A 17,029-nucleotide genomic window follows, 5' to 3' on the forward strand; every position below is an offset into this window, starting at 1 on the left:
TTGTGACATTTTGCCGTCAAAACCGTTGATGAATGCCATAAAAACGAGACATCGATCACACATAAAAATTTTATCAACTTAACCGCATTGCACCCTTTTGATTCGGAATTGACAATGTTACCGATAACAAGTTACCGATAACATTTGGCGTAAAAACAAACGCCGGGAGTCTGGCTATGAGCAATGAGCATCCCTCCAACCGCGTCTATGTCGTAATGGGCGTCTCCGGCAGCGGTAAGTCGGCCGTCGCCGGCATGATGGCGCAACGGCTGTCCTGCGGCTTTCTCGACGGTGATTTTCTTCATCCGCGCAGTAATATCCTCAAAATGTCGCAGGGCCATCCCCTGAATGACGACGATCGCGCACCCTGGCTGCGCGCCCTGAACGACGCGGCGTTCGCCATGCAGCGAACCCATTCCGTGTCGCTGATCGTTTGCTCCGCGTTGAAAAAACGCTATCGCGACATGTTGCGCAACGGCAACCGTCATCTGTCGTTCATCTACATGGACGGCGACTACGATCTGATTTCATCGCGGATGCAAGCGCGCAAAGGGCACTTTTTCAAACCTGAAATGCTGGTTTCCCAGTTTGATGCGCTGGAAGCGCCGGGTGATGACGAACAGGACGTTTTCGCCGTTAACATAACCCAACCGCTCGACGCCGTCGTTGCCGACGCCCTGCAACACATCAGCCACCACGCGCATCAGGAATAACATTTGTGAGTACATTAACGCTTGTCGGAACCGCTATCGGTTCCGTCCTCCTTCTTTTGTTTTTAGTTATGAAAGCCCGCCTGCACGCCTTTGTCGCCCTGATGCTGGTGTCTATCGGCGCAGGCATTTTTTCCGGCATGCCGTTAGAAAAAATCACCCAGGCAATGCAGGACGGTATGGGCGGAACGCTCGGCTTTCTGACCATCGTCGTTGCCCTGGGGGCGATGTTCGGCAAAATTCTGCATGAAACCGGCGCGTTGGATCAGATTGCCACTCAACTGCTGAAAAGCTTCGGCGAGAAGCGGGCGCATTATGCGCTGGGCATCGCCGGCCTGGTGTGTGCGCTGCCGCTGTTTTTCGATGTGGCGATCGTGCTGCTGATCGGCGTGGTGTTTGCCGTTGCCCGTCGCACCGGCGGTAACGTGGTGAAAATGGCGATCCCGCTGTTTGCCGGCGTCGCCAGCGCCGCCGCGTTTCTGTTGCCGGGACCGGTGCCGATGCTGCTGGCCGCTCAGATGAACGCGGATTTTGGTTGGATGATTGCTATCGGACTGGTGGCTGCCGTGCTGGGCATGCTGCTGGCGGGGCCGCTGTTCGGTAACTTCATCAGCCGCTACGTCAGTTGGCCGATGCCGGAAGAGGAAAATGCGCCGGTGCTGGATAAAGCGAACATGCCGTCTTTCGGTTTCAGCCTGTTTCTGGTGCTGTGCCCGCTGGTGCTGGTGGGGATGAAAACCGTCGGCGCACGCCTGTGTACGCCCGGCACTGCGCTGTATGACTGGCTGCAATTTATCGGCCACCCCTTTACCGCGATTCTGCTGGCCTGCCTGATTGTGATTTACGGCCTGGCTAAGCCGCGCGGAATGACGAAAGAGCAAATCATGTCGGTATGTTCCGCAGCGATCCAGCCTGCGGGGATTATTCTGCTGATGACCGGTGCGGGCGGGGTGTTCAAACAGATTCTGGTGGATTCCGGCGTGGGGCCGGCGCTGGGTGATGCGCTGATCGGCGCCGGTCTGCCGATTGCGCTGGCTTGTTTCGTGCTGTCCGGTGCGGTGCGCGTGATTCAGGGATCGGCAACGGTAGCCTGCCTGACGACGGTAGGGCTGGTGCTGCCGGTAACCTCGCAGCTGGGCCTTAACGGCGGGCAGCTTGCCGCGCTGGCGATCTGTATTGCCGGCGGCTCCGTGGTGCTCAGCCACGTCAATGACGCCGGATTCTGGTTGTTCGGTAAATTTACCGGCGCAAATGAACTGCAAACGCTGAAAACCTGGACGGTGATGGAAACCATTCTGGGTACCGTGGGCGGCATCGTGGGGATGATTGCCTTTACGCTGTTTTGAGTTTTTAGTCAGGATTATCGACGGATTCTGTTTCCATCAGGGCAGGGATGCCTGAAAACGTTAAAACCCGGTTTTGCAAACCATCCCGTAAAAACGGCGAATAAAACGCGCCAGACCGTGCATTTCCCTCCGCCACTCCGCTATGCTGTACCCGCGCTGAAGCTCATGAATAACTCACCAAAATCGTTTTTTGTGCCAAGGATGTTGCCATGCTTAAACGTGAGACAACGACTTCTCCCCGATCGCTGCATCCTGAAAAATGTGCGGCTCAACAAACACCATCGCTTTCGCACCAACTGGCCGCGTTTTTTGAGCACTGGCCGCAACCTCTTATTTTGAACTCAGCGGTGAATCAGCCTGTTGAAATTGATGTCCCGGCATTAGCGCATTTCTTTGACAGCCTGAGCCAGCCATTAGACGCGATGAGACAGAATGCGGCTTTCTTTGATCCCTGGGAGGTCATTAAACTGGGGCGTAAAGAGGTGCTGAATACCGCAATTCTGGCCTGGATGCTCAATCCTCGCGGAAGCCACGGGTTTGGTGCGCTGGCCCTGATGGCCTTGTTGGGTAACGTGCAAACCAGTAAGGGGGAGGCCTTTCCTGCGGACCCTGGCCGCTATTGCCATGTGCGGGCCGAAAGTAGCCCGGGCGGAGACAGTGCGCAACGGGTAGACATCGAAATTGATGCTGAAAACGTTTACTTATTGATCGAAGCAAAAATTGATGCCCCGGAGCAGTACGACCAATTAGCGCGTTATTGCCGGGAGGCTGAAAGCCGGGCGGGGGCGCGACCCTGGACGGTTATTTTTTTGACCTCAGATGGCAGGCCGCCTTTGACCGGTGGGGAGTATAGAGTTTCTTGCCTGTCCTGGCAGGTGTTAGCTGAGTTTATTGAACCAACATTACGCAGGCATTTTCGTCAGCAAAAGGTGCAGTCAGCCACGCGCAGTGCTGCGGAGCTGTCTGTACTGCGGTTTCTCTCACATATACGTCGCTTTTAATACGGAAATAAGATATGCCAATAATCAATGCGGAAGCCCGGGCTGCAGGTGCGCTTATTCTGTCAAAAATGAGAATGTTCAATGAGGCGGTGGTATTCATGGAACAGACGCTTGGACCGGCTCTCAGTAAAGGTTTTGACATTTGTATCGGGAAGTTTATCAAAGAAAACCAATGGATTGGGAAGGTCGCGATGGAAAACGACACATGCTGGATTGCCCCCAATCGCTGGAAGAACGATGACGGAGGGAGTCGGGCCTGGTTTGAGATCCACTGGCATGAATCTGGAGAGAAAGATTACTGGCTGGCAACATTAACGGGTAATGGGACGGAGTCCGGGGAGTTCGGCTTTTTATTTGATCTCGACAGAAATAGTTTTGGTGGGAAGAGCTTCAATCAGTATGCCAAAAGTATTAAGAGTGCTGACGTCGAACGATTAGAAAAGCTGGGCTTTAACAGCCTGGGAAAAGGAAAATTTTTCCTTCCTTTGCATCTGGATGGTGAACTGCTGGCGCAATGTTGGCAAGAATATGGTGAATTTCCTCACGATGACGACGTATTCGGGCCATTACGGTATGCATTGAACGTATTGGCAGAATCTGTACCCATTTTTGATCAGATATTGCAGGATGCGCCATGATAACAAGAGCTTACGTATCCGTTTTTCATCGCCGATCACGTTCCCCGCAAACCCGCTTGGTGCAGCGCAAAGGCTGCGGTAAACTCTCGCCACATCAGATAATTACAGGGAGTTAACCATAAATGGATGTTAAAAAGGCCTTGTTGGTGGCGGGCTGTTTGTTGTTGTCCGCCTGTGCGGGTAAAAAAGAGGAAGGCTGGGGGCTGGGCTTCGTGCGCGAAGGCATGTTGCAGGCGCAGGTGACGAAGATGCAGATCATCACCGACCGTCACGAATTTATCTCGGTTTTCTCTTCGGCCAAAATCGGCCAGGACGGTTCCCGCCGGATTAACGTCTACAACGATGCGCCTTCAGTAATTACTTTTTGCTGGCAATCCGGGCAGCAGGCCACGTCTCACGAAACCGTCATGACGCTGACGCCGGAGATCACGCAACAAATACGTAAAATGCAGAGCGGCTTTTCCGCCAGGCGACCGATGATCCTGGTTTCCCTCGGCTCCGACGGTTTTGCCAAAGCGTGGTTAACCAGCGGTAAGGTTGATCCCGATGCCCGTCTGATTTTCCAGGGAACGGCGCAAAAGGACGAGAAGCTCAGTTTCTGCGCCACCTCCGCACCGGAAGCCTAGATTCGCACCGGGCGTTCGTTCCGGCAGCCGGACGGCGTGCCATAATGTTCCTTTAGCGTAAGGTAACTTCAGGAACATTCATGACTCAACACCACGTTATTTATTTGCTCGATCCGCTGTGCGGCTGGTGCTACGGCGCCGCGCCGCGCTTAGAACAACTGCGCCGGGAGCCTGGCTTAACCGTCAGCCTGATGCCGACCGGAATGTTCGCCCGCGAGGGCGCGCGTTCAGTAACGGCGGACTGGCGTGAACATGTCTGGCACAGCGATCAACGCATTCAGGCGCTGACGGGGCAGCCGTTCAGCGCCGCCTATCACGATAAGGTGGTGGAGCAGTCAACGCGGTTTGACTCTTTTGCCGCTACGCTGGCGCTGATTGCCGCCCGGCATGACGCCGACCATCAATGGGACGTGCTGCACGTTTTGCAGCGCGGGCGCTACGTGGATGGCGTGGATAACGGCACCAGCGCCGGCGTTGTCGCCATTCTGGAGCGGGCAGGGTTCGCACAGGAAGCGCAGGAGGTGGCCAAGCCGGACGAGGCGCTGCTGCGCGAGTATGAAGAGCAGGTGCGCCGGGCGCAGGCGCTGATGGATAAACATCGCCTGCGCGGCGTGCCGACCCTGCTGACGGCTGGCGGCCCGCTACCGGCGGAACTGCTGTTCGGCGCCGGCTATGCGCAGCTCAGGGCGGCGCTGTTGCAGGATTAACGCGGGTTACGCCTGACGCTTACGCCGGATAACGACGATGATGGTGCCGACCAAGCCGCTGAACAGCAGCACCATCGGCAGCACCATCAGGACGGTCATCACGTCATCTTCGTGGCGCTTAACGAACGGAATGTAGCTGATGGCTAACCCCAGCCCCATTACCACGCACACCCACAGCAGGGCGCTGAGCCAGTTAAAAAACTGGAAGCGGGAGTTTTTCAGCCCGGATAACCCGGCGATAACCGGCAACAGGGTACGCACGAACGCCAGAAAGCGCCCGGCCAGCAGCGCCATCAGCCCGTGACGGTTAAACAGATGATAGGCACGCTGATGGTAGTGGGCCGGAAGCTGGGCCAGCCACCCCTGAACCACCCGGGTATCTCCCAGCCAGCGCCCCTGCATATAGCTCAGCCAACAACCAAGGCTGCTGGCGATAACCAGAATGCTCAGCGTAGGGAAAAAAGAGAGAACGCCCTTGGCGATTAACGCCCCGGCCAGCAGTAACAGGCTGTCGCCGGGCAGGAAGGCGGCAGGCAGCAGGCCATTTTCCAGTAACAGCGTGGTGAAAAGTACCCCGTAAATCGCCCATATCATTTTTGGATTATTCAACACACTGAAATCCTGCGCCCAAAGCGCATGCAGGATCTCTTTTATTACATCCATCGGGTTACCTTTCTGCGTACATCTGACAACGACTAAGTGAAGTTTACTACCAAAGTAAGCGGGCAAATCTGATTGTAAGTCAAGAACGGTACACTGTCCCACCGCCCATATGCCCACCGGCCGGGAAAATCAGGCGAAAGATTCCGAAACTGTGACGGCAACGGTGAAATGCGATCAAAGCGGGCCCGGAGGGCAATTTTATCATGGCGGGAGCAAGGAGGGATAAATAAACCGGCAACGTGCGGCGTGCCGGAGCGCATAAATGACGCGCTCCGGACTTTTTGTACCGTTAAACGGTGGCGTCGGCGTTCTTCATCATCCGGCGCATGGGGACGATCAACAGCGCCAGTACCGCGGCGCAAATCACCAGCGCGATGCTGCAACGGGCGAACAGATCAGGCAGGTTATCGAGCTGGTCGGCCTTAACGTGCCCGCCGATCAAGCCAGCAGCGAGGTTGCCCAGCGAGCTGGCGCAGAACCACAGGCCCATCACCTGACCGCGCATCCGGTCCGGCGCCAGCAGCGTCATGGTCGCCAGGCCGATCGGGCTGAGGCAAAGCTCACCCAGGGTCAGCAGCAAAATGCTGCCGGTCAGCCAGAACGGCGAAACGCTTTGCTGGGTGCTCAGCACCTGCTGGGCGGCCAGAATCATTAATCCGAAACCGGCGGCGGCGAACAGAATGCCGATAACGAACTTCACCATGCTGCCGGGCTGCATATTGCGACGCCCCAGCGCCGGCCACAGCCAGCTGAATACCGGCGCCAGGATGATGATGAACAGCGCATTCAGCGACTGGAACCAAACGGTGGGAATTTCAAAACCGCCCAACTGACGGTTGGTGTAATCATGTGCAAACAGGTTGAACGACGTCGGCTTCTGTTCAAAAGCGGACCAGAAGAACGCGGCGGAAACCAGCAGGATAAAGCACACCAGCAGGCGGGCGCGCTCCCCGGAATCCAGACCGGCAAAGAAGAACAGGTAGACGAAATACAGCGTTACGCTGACGGCGATTACGTACACCATGGTGCTGGCGACCAGTACCGGGCTGAACGGCAGGAGTCCGGAACTGATCAGCAGGATAGCGGCGACAATCACGACGGCGCATATACCAACCCAAAAACCGACGTTACGGCGTTCCACCACCGGCTTATTCCAGCTGGAGGCCATACCGACCTCCCGGTCATAGCGGCGCATGGAGGGCACCGCGAAGAAGCGGAAAATCAGCAGGGCGACCAGCATCCCCAGCCCGCCGATGCCGAAGCCCCAGTGCCAGCCCTGTACGCCGACCAGCCAGCCGGTGATCAGCGGCGCGATGAACGAACCGATGTTGATCCCCATGTAAAACAGCGAAAATCCGCCGTCGCGGCGGTCGTCGCCGTCTTTGTACAGGGTGCCGACCATCACGGAGATACAGGTTTTAAACAGCCCGGTACCGCAGACGATCAGAACCAGGCCGGAGAAGAACAGGGTGCTTCCCCACAGGGCGGAAAGCGCGATGGAGAGGTGGCCCAGCGCGATCAGAATAGAGCCGTACCACACGGCGCGACGCTGGCCGAGCCAGTTGTCCGCCAGCCAGCCGCCGGGCAGGGCCGCCAGATACATACTCCCGGCAAAAATCCCGACGACGGCGGAGGCGTCTTCGCGGGGGATGCCCATGCCGCCTTCAAAAACGCTGGCCGCCATGAACAGGATCAGCAGCGGACGAATGCCGTAAAAAGAGAAACGCTCCCACATTTCAGTGAAGAACAACGATCCGAGCGGATAAGGATGACCGAAAAAAGTACGCCCTTTAGAGGCATTGGCAGAGGTTTGCATGTTGTGATCCCATCAGCCGCCCGCGGGGAACTGCCGCAGGCGATGGTTAAAGAAAAAATCGATAGTCTAATCCATTGTAATATAGTGCTTTTTGCACGATTGACGGCTGTTTGGCGCCAGAAGACTAACTTGTTGCCTTAAAGGCAGGTTTTGGAAACTATCACACTTAGGCGTGTCCGGTCATCTGTTTATCATTTTAATTGGCTTTTTGTTAGCTGTTTTTTAGGGATATGTGATGAAAGGTGCAACAAAGGTGGTGAAAAAGTCGACCTTCCTCCGATTTCCTGCATTTTATCCTGCCTCCGCACGCGGGTGCGTTGACATCGGCTGTTGAACAGGGCGTACTTGCGTGTCGTAACCCCAAGAAAAATCTCAAACCGATATCCCGGTTAAGTTATGAAAGACCGCCTTACAGCGCGAAACATAATTGTTGTTGTATCAATGAGCTGGACAATTTCTTATGGAGAGAGAACGCCTGATCCCAGGACGGTGCCGTTGATCATACCTGTCAAGTGATTGTTATAGTAATTGAGTGAACGTATATGAAAGCCTCCTCCCTGTTTTTCCTTCTCGCCGTGAGCGTTGCTCCGTACGCCAATGCCCAAACCGATGCCTCTGCTGCGGTGTCTGCGCCGGATGAGGCGCAGCCTGCATCCCCATTGTCCGCAGAGGGAACGCGTTACCAGCAGGCGCTGAAACTGGGTTTTTATCACGAAGCCTATCAGCGTTGCAGCCAGGGCAGCGAGCTGTCTGAGTGGATGAGCGTGACCAGCCAAAGCCTGGCCGGAAGCGCCTCCGCGCGGCAAAGCGGCAGGCTGACGGATTTGTTGTATCAGGAAATGGCGGGCGCCGCGTTGGGCCTCGCTATGCAACAGGATAGCGACGGCAATCGCTGCACGATGGCGGGAGAAGCCTACCGTCAACTGCGCAATGCGGATACGGCCGGCGCGATGAAGTCGTTCTTCGGCATTGATATGGCGGCGCTTGACGCCGGAAAGGCATCCTGAGTTTGAATGAAACGTAAAACACGTTTGATCCTGCCGTTGTTTGTCAGCCTGGGGCTGGCCGGATGCAGCGCCAAAATGCCGGTATCGCCCGCAAATCCCGCCTCCGCGCTCAGCGAGAGCCAACTGCGGCAAAAAATACAAACTACCCATGATCGCCTTCTAACGTTTCGTGCGGCAGAGCGTGCCTGTAAGTCAGAGGGTCTTCCCAGCTCCAGTGCGCAGAGCAGCGAGGAGTGGCTGTTGTCGTTGCAGGATGAAAAGCGCCGTGCACAGCGTGATGCGGATATCGTGCGCGGTGCGGCTCTGGAGCATGAGCTGGCGCAGTTCAGGCAGGGCGTCAGTTTGCTTGCGGACTGGATTGCGCGGGGGAAAATGCGTCAGGGGTGTTTGTTCTATGCAGACCAGGAAAAGTCCGTCGCCCGGACGCTGCAAAACCTGCAGGCGGAGCTTGCGCGCCGCGCAGAGCAGGCGACGGATATCGCTGCTAATCGGCCTTCGTAGCCTTCACGCGCCGGCGGGCCAGAAACCAGTACGAGTAGACGGCGTTGCAGGAGACGACGATGGCCGTCGCGAGGAATACGGCGCGAAAGCCCCAGCCGGCAGCGACCACCGATCCAAGCAGTGGGCCGCTGACGTTACCGATATCGCGGAATGCCTGGTTGTAGCTGAAAATGCGTCCGGCGACCTGATTGCTGCTGTTGTACAGCAACAGCGCCTGTACGGCGGGGAGCAGCGCGCCGTCCGCCGCGCCGAGCAAAAAGCGCAGAACGGCCAGCTGCCACGGATTTTGTACCAGCGACATCGGGAGCAGTACCAGAATGGAAAATATCAGCATGGCGATCAGGATACGTTCCGGCCCGATGCGATCGCCCAGTCTGCCGAGGCGTGGCGCGCTGATCAGGGCCGCCACGCCGGGCACGGAGGCGATGAAGCCGCTGATAAACGCCAGATTATTCGTTGCTCCGGACAGTTCGCGTACGTAGAGCGTCAGAATGGGCGCGATGGAGCCGGTAGCGACCTGGATTATCAGGGTAGTCACAAATAACCCCAGCACCAGCCGCGGTTTTTGCAGCGAGGCAAAAACCTGACGGGCGTTCATCACGTCTTTTTTGGGGACCGGCGTGAAATCCTCTTTAACCGCGTACAGCGTTAACACGAAGCACAGAAACAGCACGCTGGCGGTGATGAAAAACACCATGCGCAGGCCGTAATGGTCTGCCAGCAAACCACCAATTACCGGGCCGAGCAGCGCGCCGCTGACGGCACCGGTCGATAACGTCCCCAGCGCCCAACCGCTGCGGCCGCGCGGCACCTGCGTCGCAATCAGGGCGTTGGCGTTGGGCACGAAGCCGCCCAGCAAGCCGAGCAGGGCGCGCAGAAACAGCAATTGCCAGACGTTCTGCGCCATGCCGATCAAAACCATCACAATAGCCATGCCCAGCGCGGAGCGCAGCAGCATCAGTTTGCGCCCGCGCCGGTCGGCAAGCCCGCCCCAAAAGGGCGACGCCAGCGCGGAAAACAGGAAAGTGATGCTGAAGACCAGCCCCGACCACAGGTTGAGTGCCTGGTGATCGGTGATACCGAGTTGTTCGACGTAAAGCGGCAGAAAAGGCATAACCAGACTGAAGGCGGCGCCGGTCAGAAAACACCCAAACCAGACCACGTACAGGTTACGCCGCCAGTTAACGGATGAGGAGACAACAATGGTTTCGGGACCCGTGGACATGAAATAACCTGTTACTCGCAGGCATAACCTGCTGAACCCTTTTGGATGTGATTGTTAGCCTTAAAATTATGTTCCTGAATCTGATGTATTACAAATGAAACAACCCTTTAGTATTACACAGGTGAATGTGGCCGCCGCCGGCGAAAACGGCTGAACGGCGCCAGGCTGTGGGCAATCATGCCGATAATGATAAGCCCGATGCCAATCAAGGCCAGCGGGGAAGGAAATGGCGCATGCAGCCAAAGCCGTTCGCCCAGAACGGCAAACAACACTTCGCCGGACTGCGTGGCCTCAACCGCGGCCAGCCGCGCCGGATCGTGGCGCACCCGGTTGGTGGCGGCAAAAAACAGCAGCGTGGCGATCACGCCGGAAAACAGGGCGACCCAGAAGGATTGTTCCAGTTGCATCACGGAGGGCGGCCCGCTGCGCCACCAGGCGACGGCGGAGAGCAGAAGCCAGAAAGGCAGGCTGGCGAGCGTCATGTTCAGCACGCGTTGCAGGGTATTGATGTCCTGATGGCAGATCTGCATCATTTTGCGGTTGCCCAGCGGGTACATAAATGCCGCGAGCAGCACCGGCAGCAGGCAGCCCAACGCCAGCCAGGGGCTGATTTGCGTCGCCTGTTGCCACAGCAGCAGGGCGATGCCGCATAAGATCAGCAGCGACCAGCGCAATCCGCGCCAGGGAATAGCAGCCCGGCGCCCTTGCTGCTTCGGCGTCAGCCAGGGGATCAGCAGGGAGCCGGCGACGATGGTGATTTGCCAGGTGCCGGCAATCAGCCATCCCGGACCGTAGGCGGCGGCGAGTGTCAGCGGCGCGTAGAACAGACCAAAGCCCACCGTACTCCAGACCAGATAGCCGCGCCAGTGGCGGCGCAGATGGCACAGTGAAGCACGCAGTTGGCCGCGCAGGGCGACCAGCGCCAGCAGCATGGGCGCCATCAGAATAAAACGCAGCGCGGCGCTCCACATCCAGCTCCCGCCTTCCAGCTCCATCGCACGGTTGAGGATGAAGGTAAACGCAAAAAAGAAAGAGGCGGCCAGGCCATAAACAATTGCGGTCATTTCGGGTCCTTATGTCGACCGGGTGAAAAGGGGGAAAGAAGTCATGCGGCGCGTGACTTTTATCATACCTTTTACCCTGCGCCAACGCATTTTAACCTTACGGTTTGCGGGTGGTATCTGTGGCGCTGAACCGTGATAATCGCGCTTTACTCTCACCGATGGAAGTATGAACACCATGCCAGTGTTACATAACCGGGTATCCAATCAGGCGCTGAAGGCGCGCATGCTGGCGGAAACCGAGCCGCGCACCACAGTCTCTTTTTACAAATATTGCCGTATTGACGAGCCGCAGGCGCTGCGCGATGTGCTGTATCTTGCCTTTACCCCGCTGGCGGTTTTTGGCCGCATTTACATTGCCGGGGAAGGCATCAATGCCCAAATCAGCGTGCCGCAAAGCCGTTTTGAGCAGTTTCGCACCACGCTGTATCAGGCCCATCCCGCATTTGACGGCCTGCGGCTGAACGTGGCGCTTGAGGATGACGGCAAATCATTCTGGGTGCTGAGGATGAAAGTCCGCGATCGCATCGTGGCGGACGGCATTGTCGATGCGACGTTCGACCCGTCCGATGTCGGCGGCTATTTGCGGGCGGAAGAGGTTAATGCGCTGGTGGACGATCCCGGCGCGGTGTTCGTGGACATGCGCAATCATTATGAGTATGAGGTCGGCCATTTCGACAACGCGCTGGAAGTGCCCTCCGATACCTTCCGCGAACAGTTGCCGATGGCGGTGGAGATGTTGGAAACGTCACGCGATAAAAAAATCGTGATGTACTGCACCGGCGGCATCCGCTGCGAAAAAGCCAGCGCCTATCTGCGTCATCACGGCTTTCCTCATGTCTATCACGTTGAAGGCGGCATCATTGAGTATACCCGCCGGGCGCGGGAGCTGGGGTTGCCGGTTCGCTTCAGCGGGAAGAACTTCGTGTTTGACGAACGGCTGGGCGAACGGATCACCGACGACGTGCTTGCCCACTGCCATCAGTGCGGCGCCTCATGCGACACGCATACCAACTGCCGTAATGCGGGATGTCATCTGCTGTTTATCCAGTGCCCTGCGTGCGCGGAAAAATATCAGGGCTGTTGCAGCCCGGAATGCGCACAGGAGCTGGATTTACCGGCGGATGAACAGAAAGCGCGCCGCGCCGGGCGGGAAGCGGAAATGAAGATATTCAACAAGTCCCGCCACCGGCCGCTGCGTATGCGCATTCCCGGCAAAGAGGCGTAGTCAGCGGCGCAGGCGCCACAGCAGCATAATGATGCCGCCGGTTACGATACTCAGGCAAATCAGCGGGAAAACCGGAATGCCGAACACCCGCAGGGGCTGCTCCAGCAGCCATGGCGCCAGCCCGAGGGCAAACGCCGCGGTGACGATGGCGATCGCCAGCAGGGAGGCGCTGCGTTCCAGGGAACGCCCCAGTTCAGACAGGTTTTTTACGTCGAGATCGGCATGCAGCTTGCCGTGTTGCAGGCGGCGCAGCAGCAGCGTCAGGGTTTGCGGCAGTTCTTCGCCCGCCTCAATCAGTTCGCTGCCGAAACGCACGGCCCGCTGACGGGAGGCGTTTAATCCGTGGCGTTGCAGAACGCTGCGGCGCAGGAACGGGCTGAGCGTGCCGATGATGTCGAACGCCGGATCGATGCGGCGCAGCACGCCGTCGGCGGTGATCAGCGCCTTGAACAGCAGCACCAGATCGGCGGGCAGCGCCAGCCGGTAGTCGCGGGCGATGGTCAGCATAGTAAGCAGGGCATGGCCGAGTTGCAGCGTGCCCGGCCCCACGCGCCCCAGGAAGTCCTGTGCGGCCATTTCCAGCGTGGAGACGTCAGGGACCCCGTCTTCATTCCACTTAATCAATACGCCGACCAGGCCTTCCGTCTCACGGCGGCTCAGCGCCTGCATCATCAGTAAAAGCTGGTTGCGGCGGCTGATCGAGAGATGGCCGACCATACCGAAGTCAATAAAGGCCACCCGGTTGCCTTCCAGCGCCATCAGATTACCGGCGTGGGGATCGGCATGATAAAGGCGATCGGTGAACACCATCTGCATAAAGCCGAGCGCGCCGCGCCTTGCCAGCTCCGGTCCGTCGAACCCGGCGTCGGCCAGTTGGCGGTGATCGCGCGGCGCTGTGCCGGGCAGGTACTCTTGTACCAGCAGGGTTTGCGAACTGTATTGCGGCCAGATGCGGGGAATGCGGATATCGGGCCGGTTACGGAAATTTTCCCCGACTTTTTGGGTGTTGGCGGCTTCATGCCGCAGGTCCAGCTCCTGGTTCAGCGCGGTCGTGAGCTGGCGGATGAGCTGGGTCGGGCGAAAGTGCGCCAGCGCGGGGCTTTGCTGTTCGATAAACTCCGCCAGCCAGGCCAGCAGGCGCAGATCGGCGGCGATGGTTTTTTCCTGTCCCGGTTTAAGCACTTTGATGACGACCTCTTCGCCGCTGTGCAACTGTGCGCGGTAAACCTGCGCCATGGAAGCGCAACCCAGCGGGGCAGGATCAAAGTGATGAAAAACATTTTCCGGCTCGTCGCCGAGCGCGGCGATAAGCTGCTGCCGTACGGTTTCCCAGGGAACCTGCGCCACGTCGCTGTGCAGTTTTTCCAGCTCCCGCGTCCAGCTTTCGTCCAGCAAGTCGGCACGGGTCGCCAGAATTTGCCCCAGCTTGATGAACGTGGGGCCTAACGCTTCCAGCGCCTGGCGCAGGCGCTGCGGCTGGCTGTCGGTCTGTGCCTGGGTGGCGGGGAGACGCCTGAACAATGCCCCTAATCCGAGGACGCGGATCAGATCCTGTAACCCGTAGTTGAGCAACACCCGGCCGATGATGCGTAAACGAACCCGATCGCGGGCGGTGGCATAGACGGTTTTCAGTAACATAGTTCATCCTGTGAAGTACGGAAGGCTCCGCGCCGGTACAGGGTATCTGACCGCGGGAAGGATTGCCGTCAGTTGATTCCCATATCCCGGGCGGTTTCCGCTATAATTTTCAGCGCCTGACGGATGTGCGCCGCGGGCAGCGCGCTGAAGCCGAACAGCAGCATCGGCGTGGCGTTTTGTTGCTGGTAGGCCCGCTCCGAACCGTTGCAGATGCTGTCCAGGGTTTCAAACCGGACGCCCCGCTGCATGCAGCGCAGGCGCAGGGTATCGGCCTGCCGGGCGTTCAGCGTGGTTTTCAGCGTCAGATGCAGGCCGGAAGAGGTGCCGAGCAGCGACGAGCCGGGGAAGATCGCCTGCAGCCCCTCACGCAACAGGGCCTGGCGTGAGGCATATTCCAGCTCCAGACGGCGTAAATGGCGGTGATAGCCCTGATCGTGCATGAAGTCGGCGAGAAACTGCTGATACAGCCAGCTGGCGCCGTGGTTCCACAGCGCCTTCAGGTTCAGCAGCGGCTCCACCAGCCGGTCGGGGCAAACCATAAAGCCGATGCGCATCCCCGGGCCGAGCGTTTTGGAGAAGCTGCTCAGGTAGATCACGTTGTTGGCGTTTTCCAGCGACTTCAGCGCCGGCAACGGTTGGCTGCCATACAGGAAAGTGGTGTCGTAGTCGTCTTCGATGACGTAGGCGTTGGAGCGCTGGGACCACGCCAGCAGCGCATGGCGCCGTTCCAGCGGCAGCGTGCCGCCGACGGGGTACTGGTGCGACGGCGTGACGTAGGCCAGCGCGCAGCGCTGTTCCGGCAGCAGATCGGTACGCAGCCCTTCGTCGTCCACCGGAATCGAGTGCAGATGCGGGGTACAGATGCTGAACAGGTTCCAGGCGCCGGAATAGCAGGGCGACTCAATGGTCATGTGCTCCTGCGGCGTCAGCAGCAACTGCGCCAGCAGCGCCAGCCCTTCCTGTACGCCGTTGGTGATGATGATGTGCCCGGCGTCGGTATGAATGCCGCGCGCATTGGCCAGGTACTTGACCAGCTCCTGACGCAGGGAAAGCAATCCGGCCGGCGGATGGTAGCGCGTCATCAGCAGGTGTTTGCTGTGCGAGGCCTTATTGTTCCAGCTGCGCCAGCGCTGCCAGGGAAACGCCGATTCATCCGGGTTGCCCAGGCTGAAGAACATCGGGCAACTGACGTCGATATAGGTATCGGGAGCCTGAGTGCGCAGCGGCACCGGCGGATGCGCCAGCTCCGCCTGGGCAGCGCCGTTGCGCGTGGCTTCGACGTGCGAGGAAAATATCACGTTGTAACCGACGCCGGGTCGGCTGGCGATAAAGCCTTCCTGCACCAGTTTTTCGTAAACCGCGGTAATGGTATTGCGCGATACCTGCAGCCTGGCGCCCAGTTCCCGGATCGACGGGAGGCGTTCCCCGGTCGTCAGCTCTCCGTTGTGCAGAGCGGTATGGATCTGCTGATAGATTTGTTTTTGCAGCGACAGCGGATGAGAACGATCAAGATTAAACGACAGCATGTGATTTCCGGAAACAAGGTACAAAACGGTCGACGCGCAGTATAAATGAATTTGCCAATGGCGGGCGGGAGAAGCTTAGCATATCCCGCCGGTAAATCAGCCGATTAACATCAGGGAAAGGCGCGCTGTCACCGCCATTGCTCTTCTGCTGTCCGGCGGTAAAAAACGTAATATTCGTTCAGAAATCATAGATAAAGTGAATGTGCTTGCTGGGCAAGGCCGGGTACGCCAAGTAGAATCACGGATTAACCCTGTGGATTACGTCGATCATCATCATTAAGGTTTCTTCATGTCTCGAGCGGGACTCACCACCAAAGGACTGCGTATCGCCCTGATGGCGGGAATGCTGGTCATTATTCTTGCCGGTATTAAAGCGGCGGCGGATATCGTCGTGCCGTTTTTGCTGGCGCTGTTTATCGCCATCATTCTGCATCCTGTCGTTCGGGCGCTGGTGCGGATGCGCATTCCCCGGGTGCTGGCTATCACCCTGATGATGGCGGCGATCATTTTGCTGTTTTCGTTATTGCTCGGCGTGCTGGGCGCTTCAGTGACGGACTTCAGCCGCACGCTGCCACAGTACCGCGGCATGCTGGTGAGGCGCCTGGCCGAACTTCAGTCCGTGGCGGATTTGATTAACCTGAGTTTCTCGCCGGAGGATCTGGCGGGCTACTTTGACCCCGGCGTGTTGATGAATATGGCGACCCGGACGGTAACCCACCTTTCCGGCGCCATGAGCAGCCTGTTTCTGCTGTTGATGACGGTCGTGTTTATGCTGCTGGAAGCTCCTTATCTGCCGGGCAAGCTGCGCCAGGCGTTGGCCGGTTCCGGCGCCGCGATGGACAGCGTGGATAAGGCGCTGCATGGGGTGACGCATTATCTGGCGCTGAAAACGGCCATCAGCGTGTTGACCGGCGTTGTCGTTTGGCTGATGCTGACGTTTCTCGGCATCCGCTTTGCCCTGATGTGGGGCGTACTGGCGTTCGTGCTGAACTACATTCCCAATATTGGCTCGGTTCTGGCGGCAATCCCGCCGGTTATTCAAACCCTGTTGTTCGGCTCGGTCAGCGATGCGATGGTGGTGACGGTAGGGTATGTGGTCATCAACATGGTGTTGGGCAATATGCTGGAGCCGAGGGTGATGGGCCGGGGGCTGGGGCTTTCTACCCTGGTGGTATTCCTGTCCCTGATATTTTGGGGCTGGCTGCTGGGGACGGTGGGCATGTTGCTGTCGGTGCCCCTGACCATCGTCGCAAAAATTTTGTTGGAGATGACCCCTGTCGGACACCGGTTCGCGGTGTTGCTGGGTGACGGTAAAGAGCCGGAGGTTCAGAAATGA

The 17,029-nt window shown here is 58.1% G+C and carries 16 protein-coding genes; 10 read left to right on the forward strand and 6 right to left on the reverse strand.

Annotation, left to right across the window (positions count from 1 at the left end; genetic code table 11):
- The first annotated feature begins 176 nt into the window (after positions 1-176).
- The 6 genes from gntK (at position 177) to C8D90_RS01435 (ending at position 5,028) form a co-directional block, all read left to right on the forward strand.
- Positions 177-713, forward strand: coding sequence for a gluconokinase (gene gntK, locus C8D90_RS01410; protein WP_115456631.1), 537 nt, complete (start codon positions 177-179; stop codon positions 711-713).
- A gap of 5 nt (positions 714-718) precedes the next feature.
- Positions 719-2,056 carry a gluconate transporter gene (gntU, locus tag C8D90_RS01415; protein WP_115456632.1) on the forward strand — a complete coding sequence of 446 codons (1,338 nt, stop codon included), beginning with the start codon at positions 719-721 and terminating at the stop codon, positions 2,054-2,056.
- A gap of 209 nt (positions 2,057-2,265) precedes the next feature.
- Entirely contained in the window at positions 2,266-3,057 is a 792-nt protein-coding gene (locus tag C8D90_RS01420; RefSeq protein WP_115456633.1) for a PDDEXK-like family protein, read from the forward strand.
- Between the two features lie 14 nt (positions 3,058-3,071).
- Entirely contained in the window at positions 3,072-3,695 is a 624-nt protein-coding gene (locus C8D90_RS01425; RefSeq protein WP_115456634.1) for a hypothetical protein, read from the forward strand.
- A gap of 122 nt (positions 3,696-3,817) precedes the next feature.
- A complete protein-coding gene (locus C8D90_RS01430) occupies positions 3,818-4,321 on the forward strand; it encodes a DUF2931 family protein (protein WP_115456635.1) in 504 nt (167 codons plus the stop codon).
- Between the two features lie 80 nt (positions 4,322-4,401).
- Entirely contained in the window at positions 4,402-5,028 is a 627-nt protein-coding gene (locus C8D90_RS01435; RefSeq protein ID WP_115456636.1) for a DsbA family protein, read from the forward strand.
- A 6-nt stretch (positions 5,029-5,034) separates the two neighbouring features.
- Here C8D90_RS01435 and C8D90_RS01440 read toward each other — a convergent pair whose 3' ends face one another.
- Together C8D90_RS01440 and C8D90_RS01445 are read right to left on the reverse strand one after the other, a co-directional pair.
- Positions 5,035-5,691: a DedA family protein gene (locus tag C8D90_RS01440; RefSeq protein ID WP_115456637.1), complete on the reverse strand. Its 657-nt coding sequence runs from the start codon at positions 5,689-5,691 to the stop codon at positions 5,035-5,037.
- Positions 5,692-5,980: 289 nt separating this feature from the next.
- Positions 5,981-7,507 carry a peptide MFS transporter gene (locus C8D90_RS01445; protein ID WP_115456638.1) on the reverse strand — a complete coding sequence of 509 codons (1,527 nt, stop codon included), beginning with the start codon at positions 7,505-7,507 and terminating at the stop codon, positions 5,981-5,983.
- A gap of 542 nt (positions 7,508-8,049) precedes the next feature.
- On the opposite strand from C8D90_RS01445, the gene C8D90_RS01450 reads away from it, so the two are divergent.
- Together C8D90_RS01450 and C8D90_RS01455 are read left to right on the forward strand one after the other, a co-directional pair.
- On the forward strand, positions 8,050-8,514 hold the full coding sequence (locus C8D90_RS01450) for an acetyl-CoA carboxylase (RefSeq protein WP_115456639.1): 465 nt from the start codon (positions 8,050-8,052) through the stop codon (positions 8,512-8,514).
- Between the two features lie 6 nt (positions 8,515-8,520).
- Complete coding sequence (locus C8D90_RS01455; protein WP_115456640.1) at positions 8,521-9,015, forward strand: hypothetical protein; 495 nt, start codon at positions 8,521-8,523, stop codon at positions 9,013-9,015.
- On the opposite strand, the gene mdtG is transcribed toward C8D90_RS01455, so the two are convergent.
- Positions 8,999-10,240 carry a multidrug efflux MFS transporter MdtG gene (mdtG, locus tag C8D90_RS01460; RefSeq protein ID WP_115456641.1) on the reverse strand — a complete coding sequence of 414 codons (1,242 nt, stop codon included), beginning with the start codon at positions 10,238-10,240 and terminating at the stop codon, positions 8,999-9,001. The genes C8D90_RS01455 and mdtG overlap by 17 nt on opposite strands.
- A 113-nt stretch (positions 10,241-10,353) precedes the next feature.
- On the reverse strand, positions 10,354-11,304 hold the full coding sequence (locus C8D90_RS01465; RefSeq protein ID WP_115456642.1) for a DMT family transporter: 951 nt from the start codon (positions 11,302-11,304) through the stop codon (positions 10,354-10,356).
- Between the two features lie 175 nt (positions 11,305-11,479).
- On the opposite strand from C8D90_RS01465, the gene trhO reads away from it, so the two are divergent.
- Positions 11,480-12,529, forward strand: coding sequence for an oxygen-dependent tRNA uridine(34) hydroxylase TrhO (gene trhO, locus C8D90_RS01470; protein ID WP_115457222.1), 1,050 nt, complete (start codon positions 11,480-11,482; stop codon positions 12,527-12,529).
- On the opposite strand, the gene C8D90_RS01475 is transcribed toward trhO, so the two are convergent.
- Together C8D90_RS01475 and pdxR are read right to left on the reverse strand one after the other, a co-directional pair.
- Positions 12,530-14,167, reverse strand: a complete 1,638-nt coding sequence (locus tag C8D90_RS01475; RefSeq protein ID WP_115456643.1) for an ABC1 kinase family protein — start codon at positions 14,165-14,167, stop codon at positions 12,530-12,532.
- A gap of 68 nt (positions 14,168-14,235) precedes the next feature.
- Positions 14,236-15,693 (reverse strand): MocR-like pyridoxine biosynthesis transcription factor PdxR, encoded by a 1,458-nt coding sequence (pdxR, locus tag C8D90_RS01480; protein ID WP_115456644.1) that lies wholly within the window; start codon positions 15,691-15,693, stop codon positions 14,236-14,238.
- Between the two features lie 289 nt (positions 15,694-15,982).
- On the opposite strand from pdxR, the gene C8D90_RS01485 reads away from it, so the two are divergent.
- Positions 15,983-17,029 (forward strand): AI-2E family transporter, encoded by a 1,047-nt coding sequence (locus C8D90_RS01485; protein ID WP_115456645.1) that lies wholly within the window; start codon positions 15,983-15,985, stop codon positions 17,027-17,029.

Origin of the sequence: Enterobacillus tribolii, assembly GCF_003363015.1 — a bacterium.
Taxonomy (GTDB): domain Bacteria; phylum Pseudomonadota; class Gammaproteobacteria; order Enterobacterales; family Enterobacteriaceae; genus Enterobacillus; species Enterobacillus tribolii.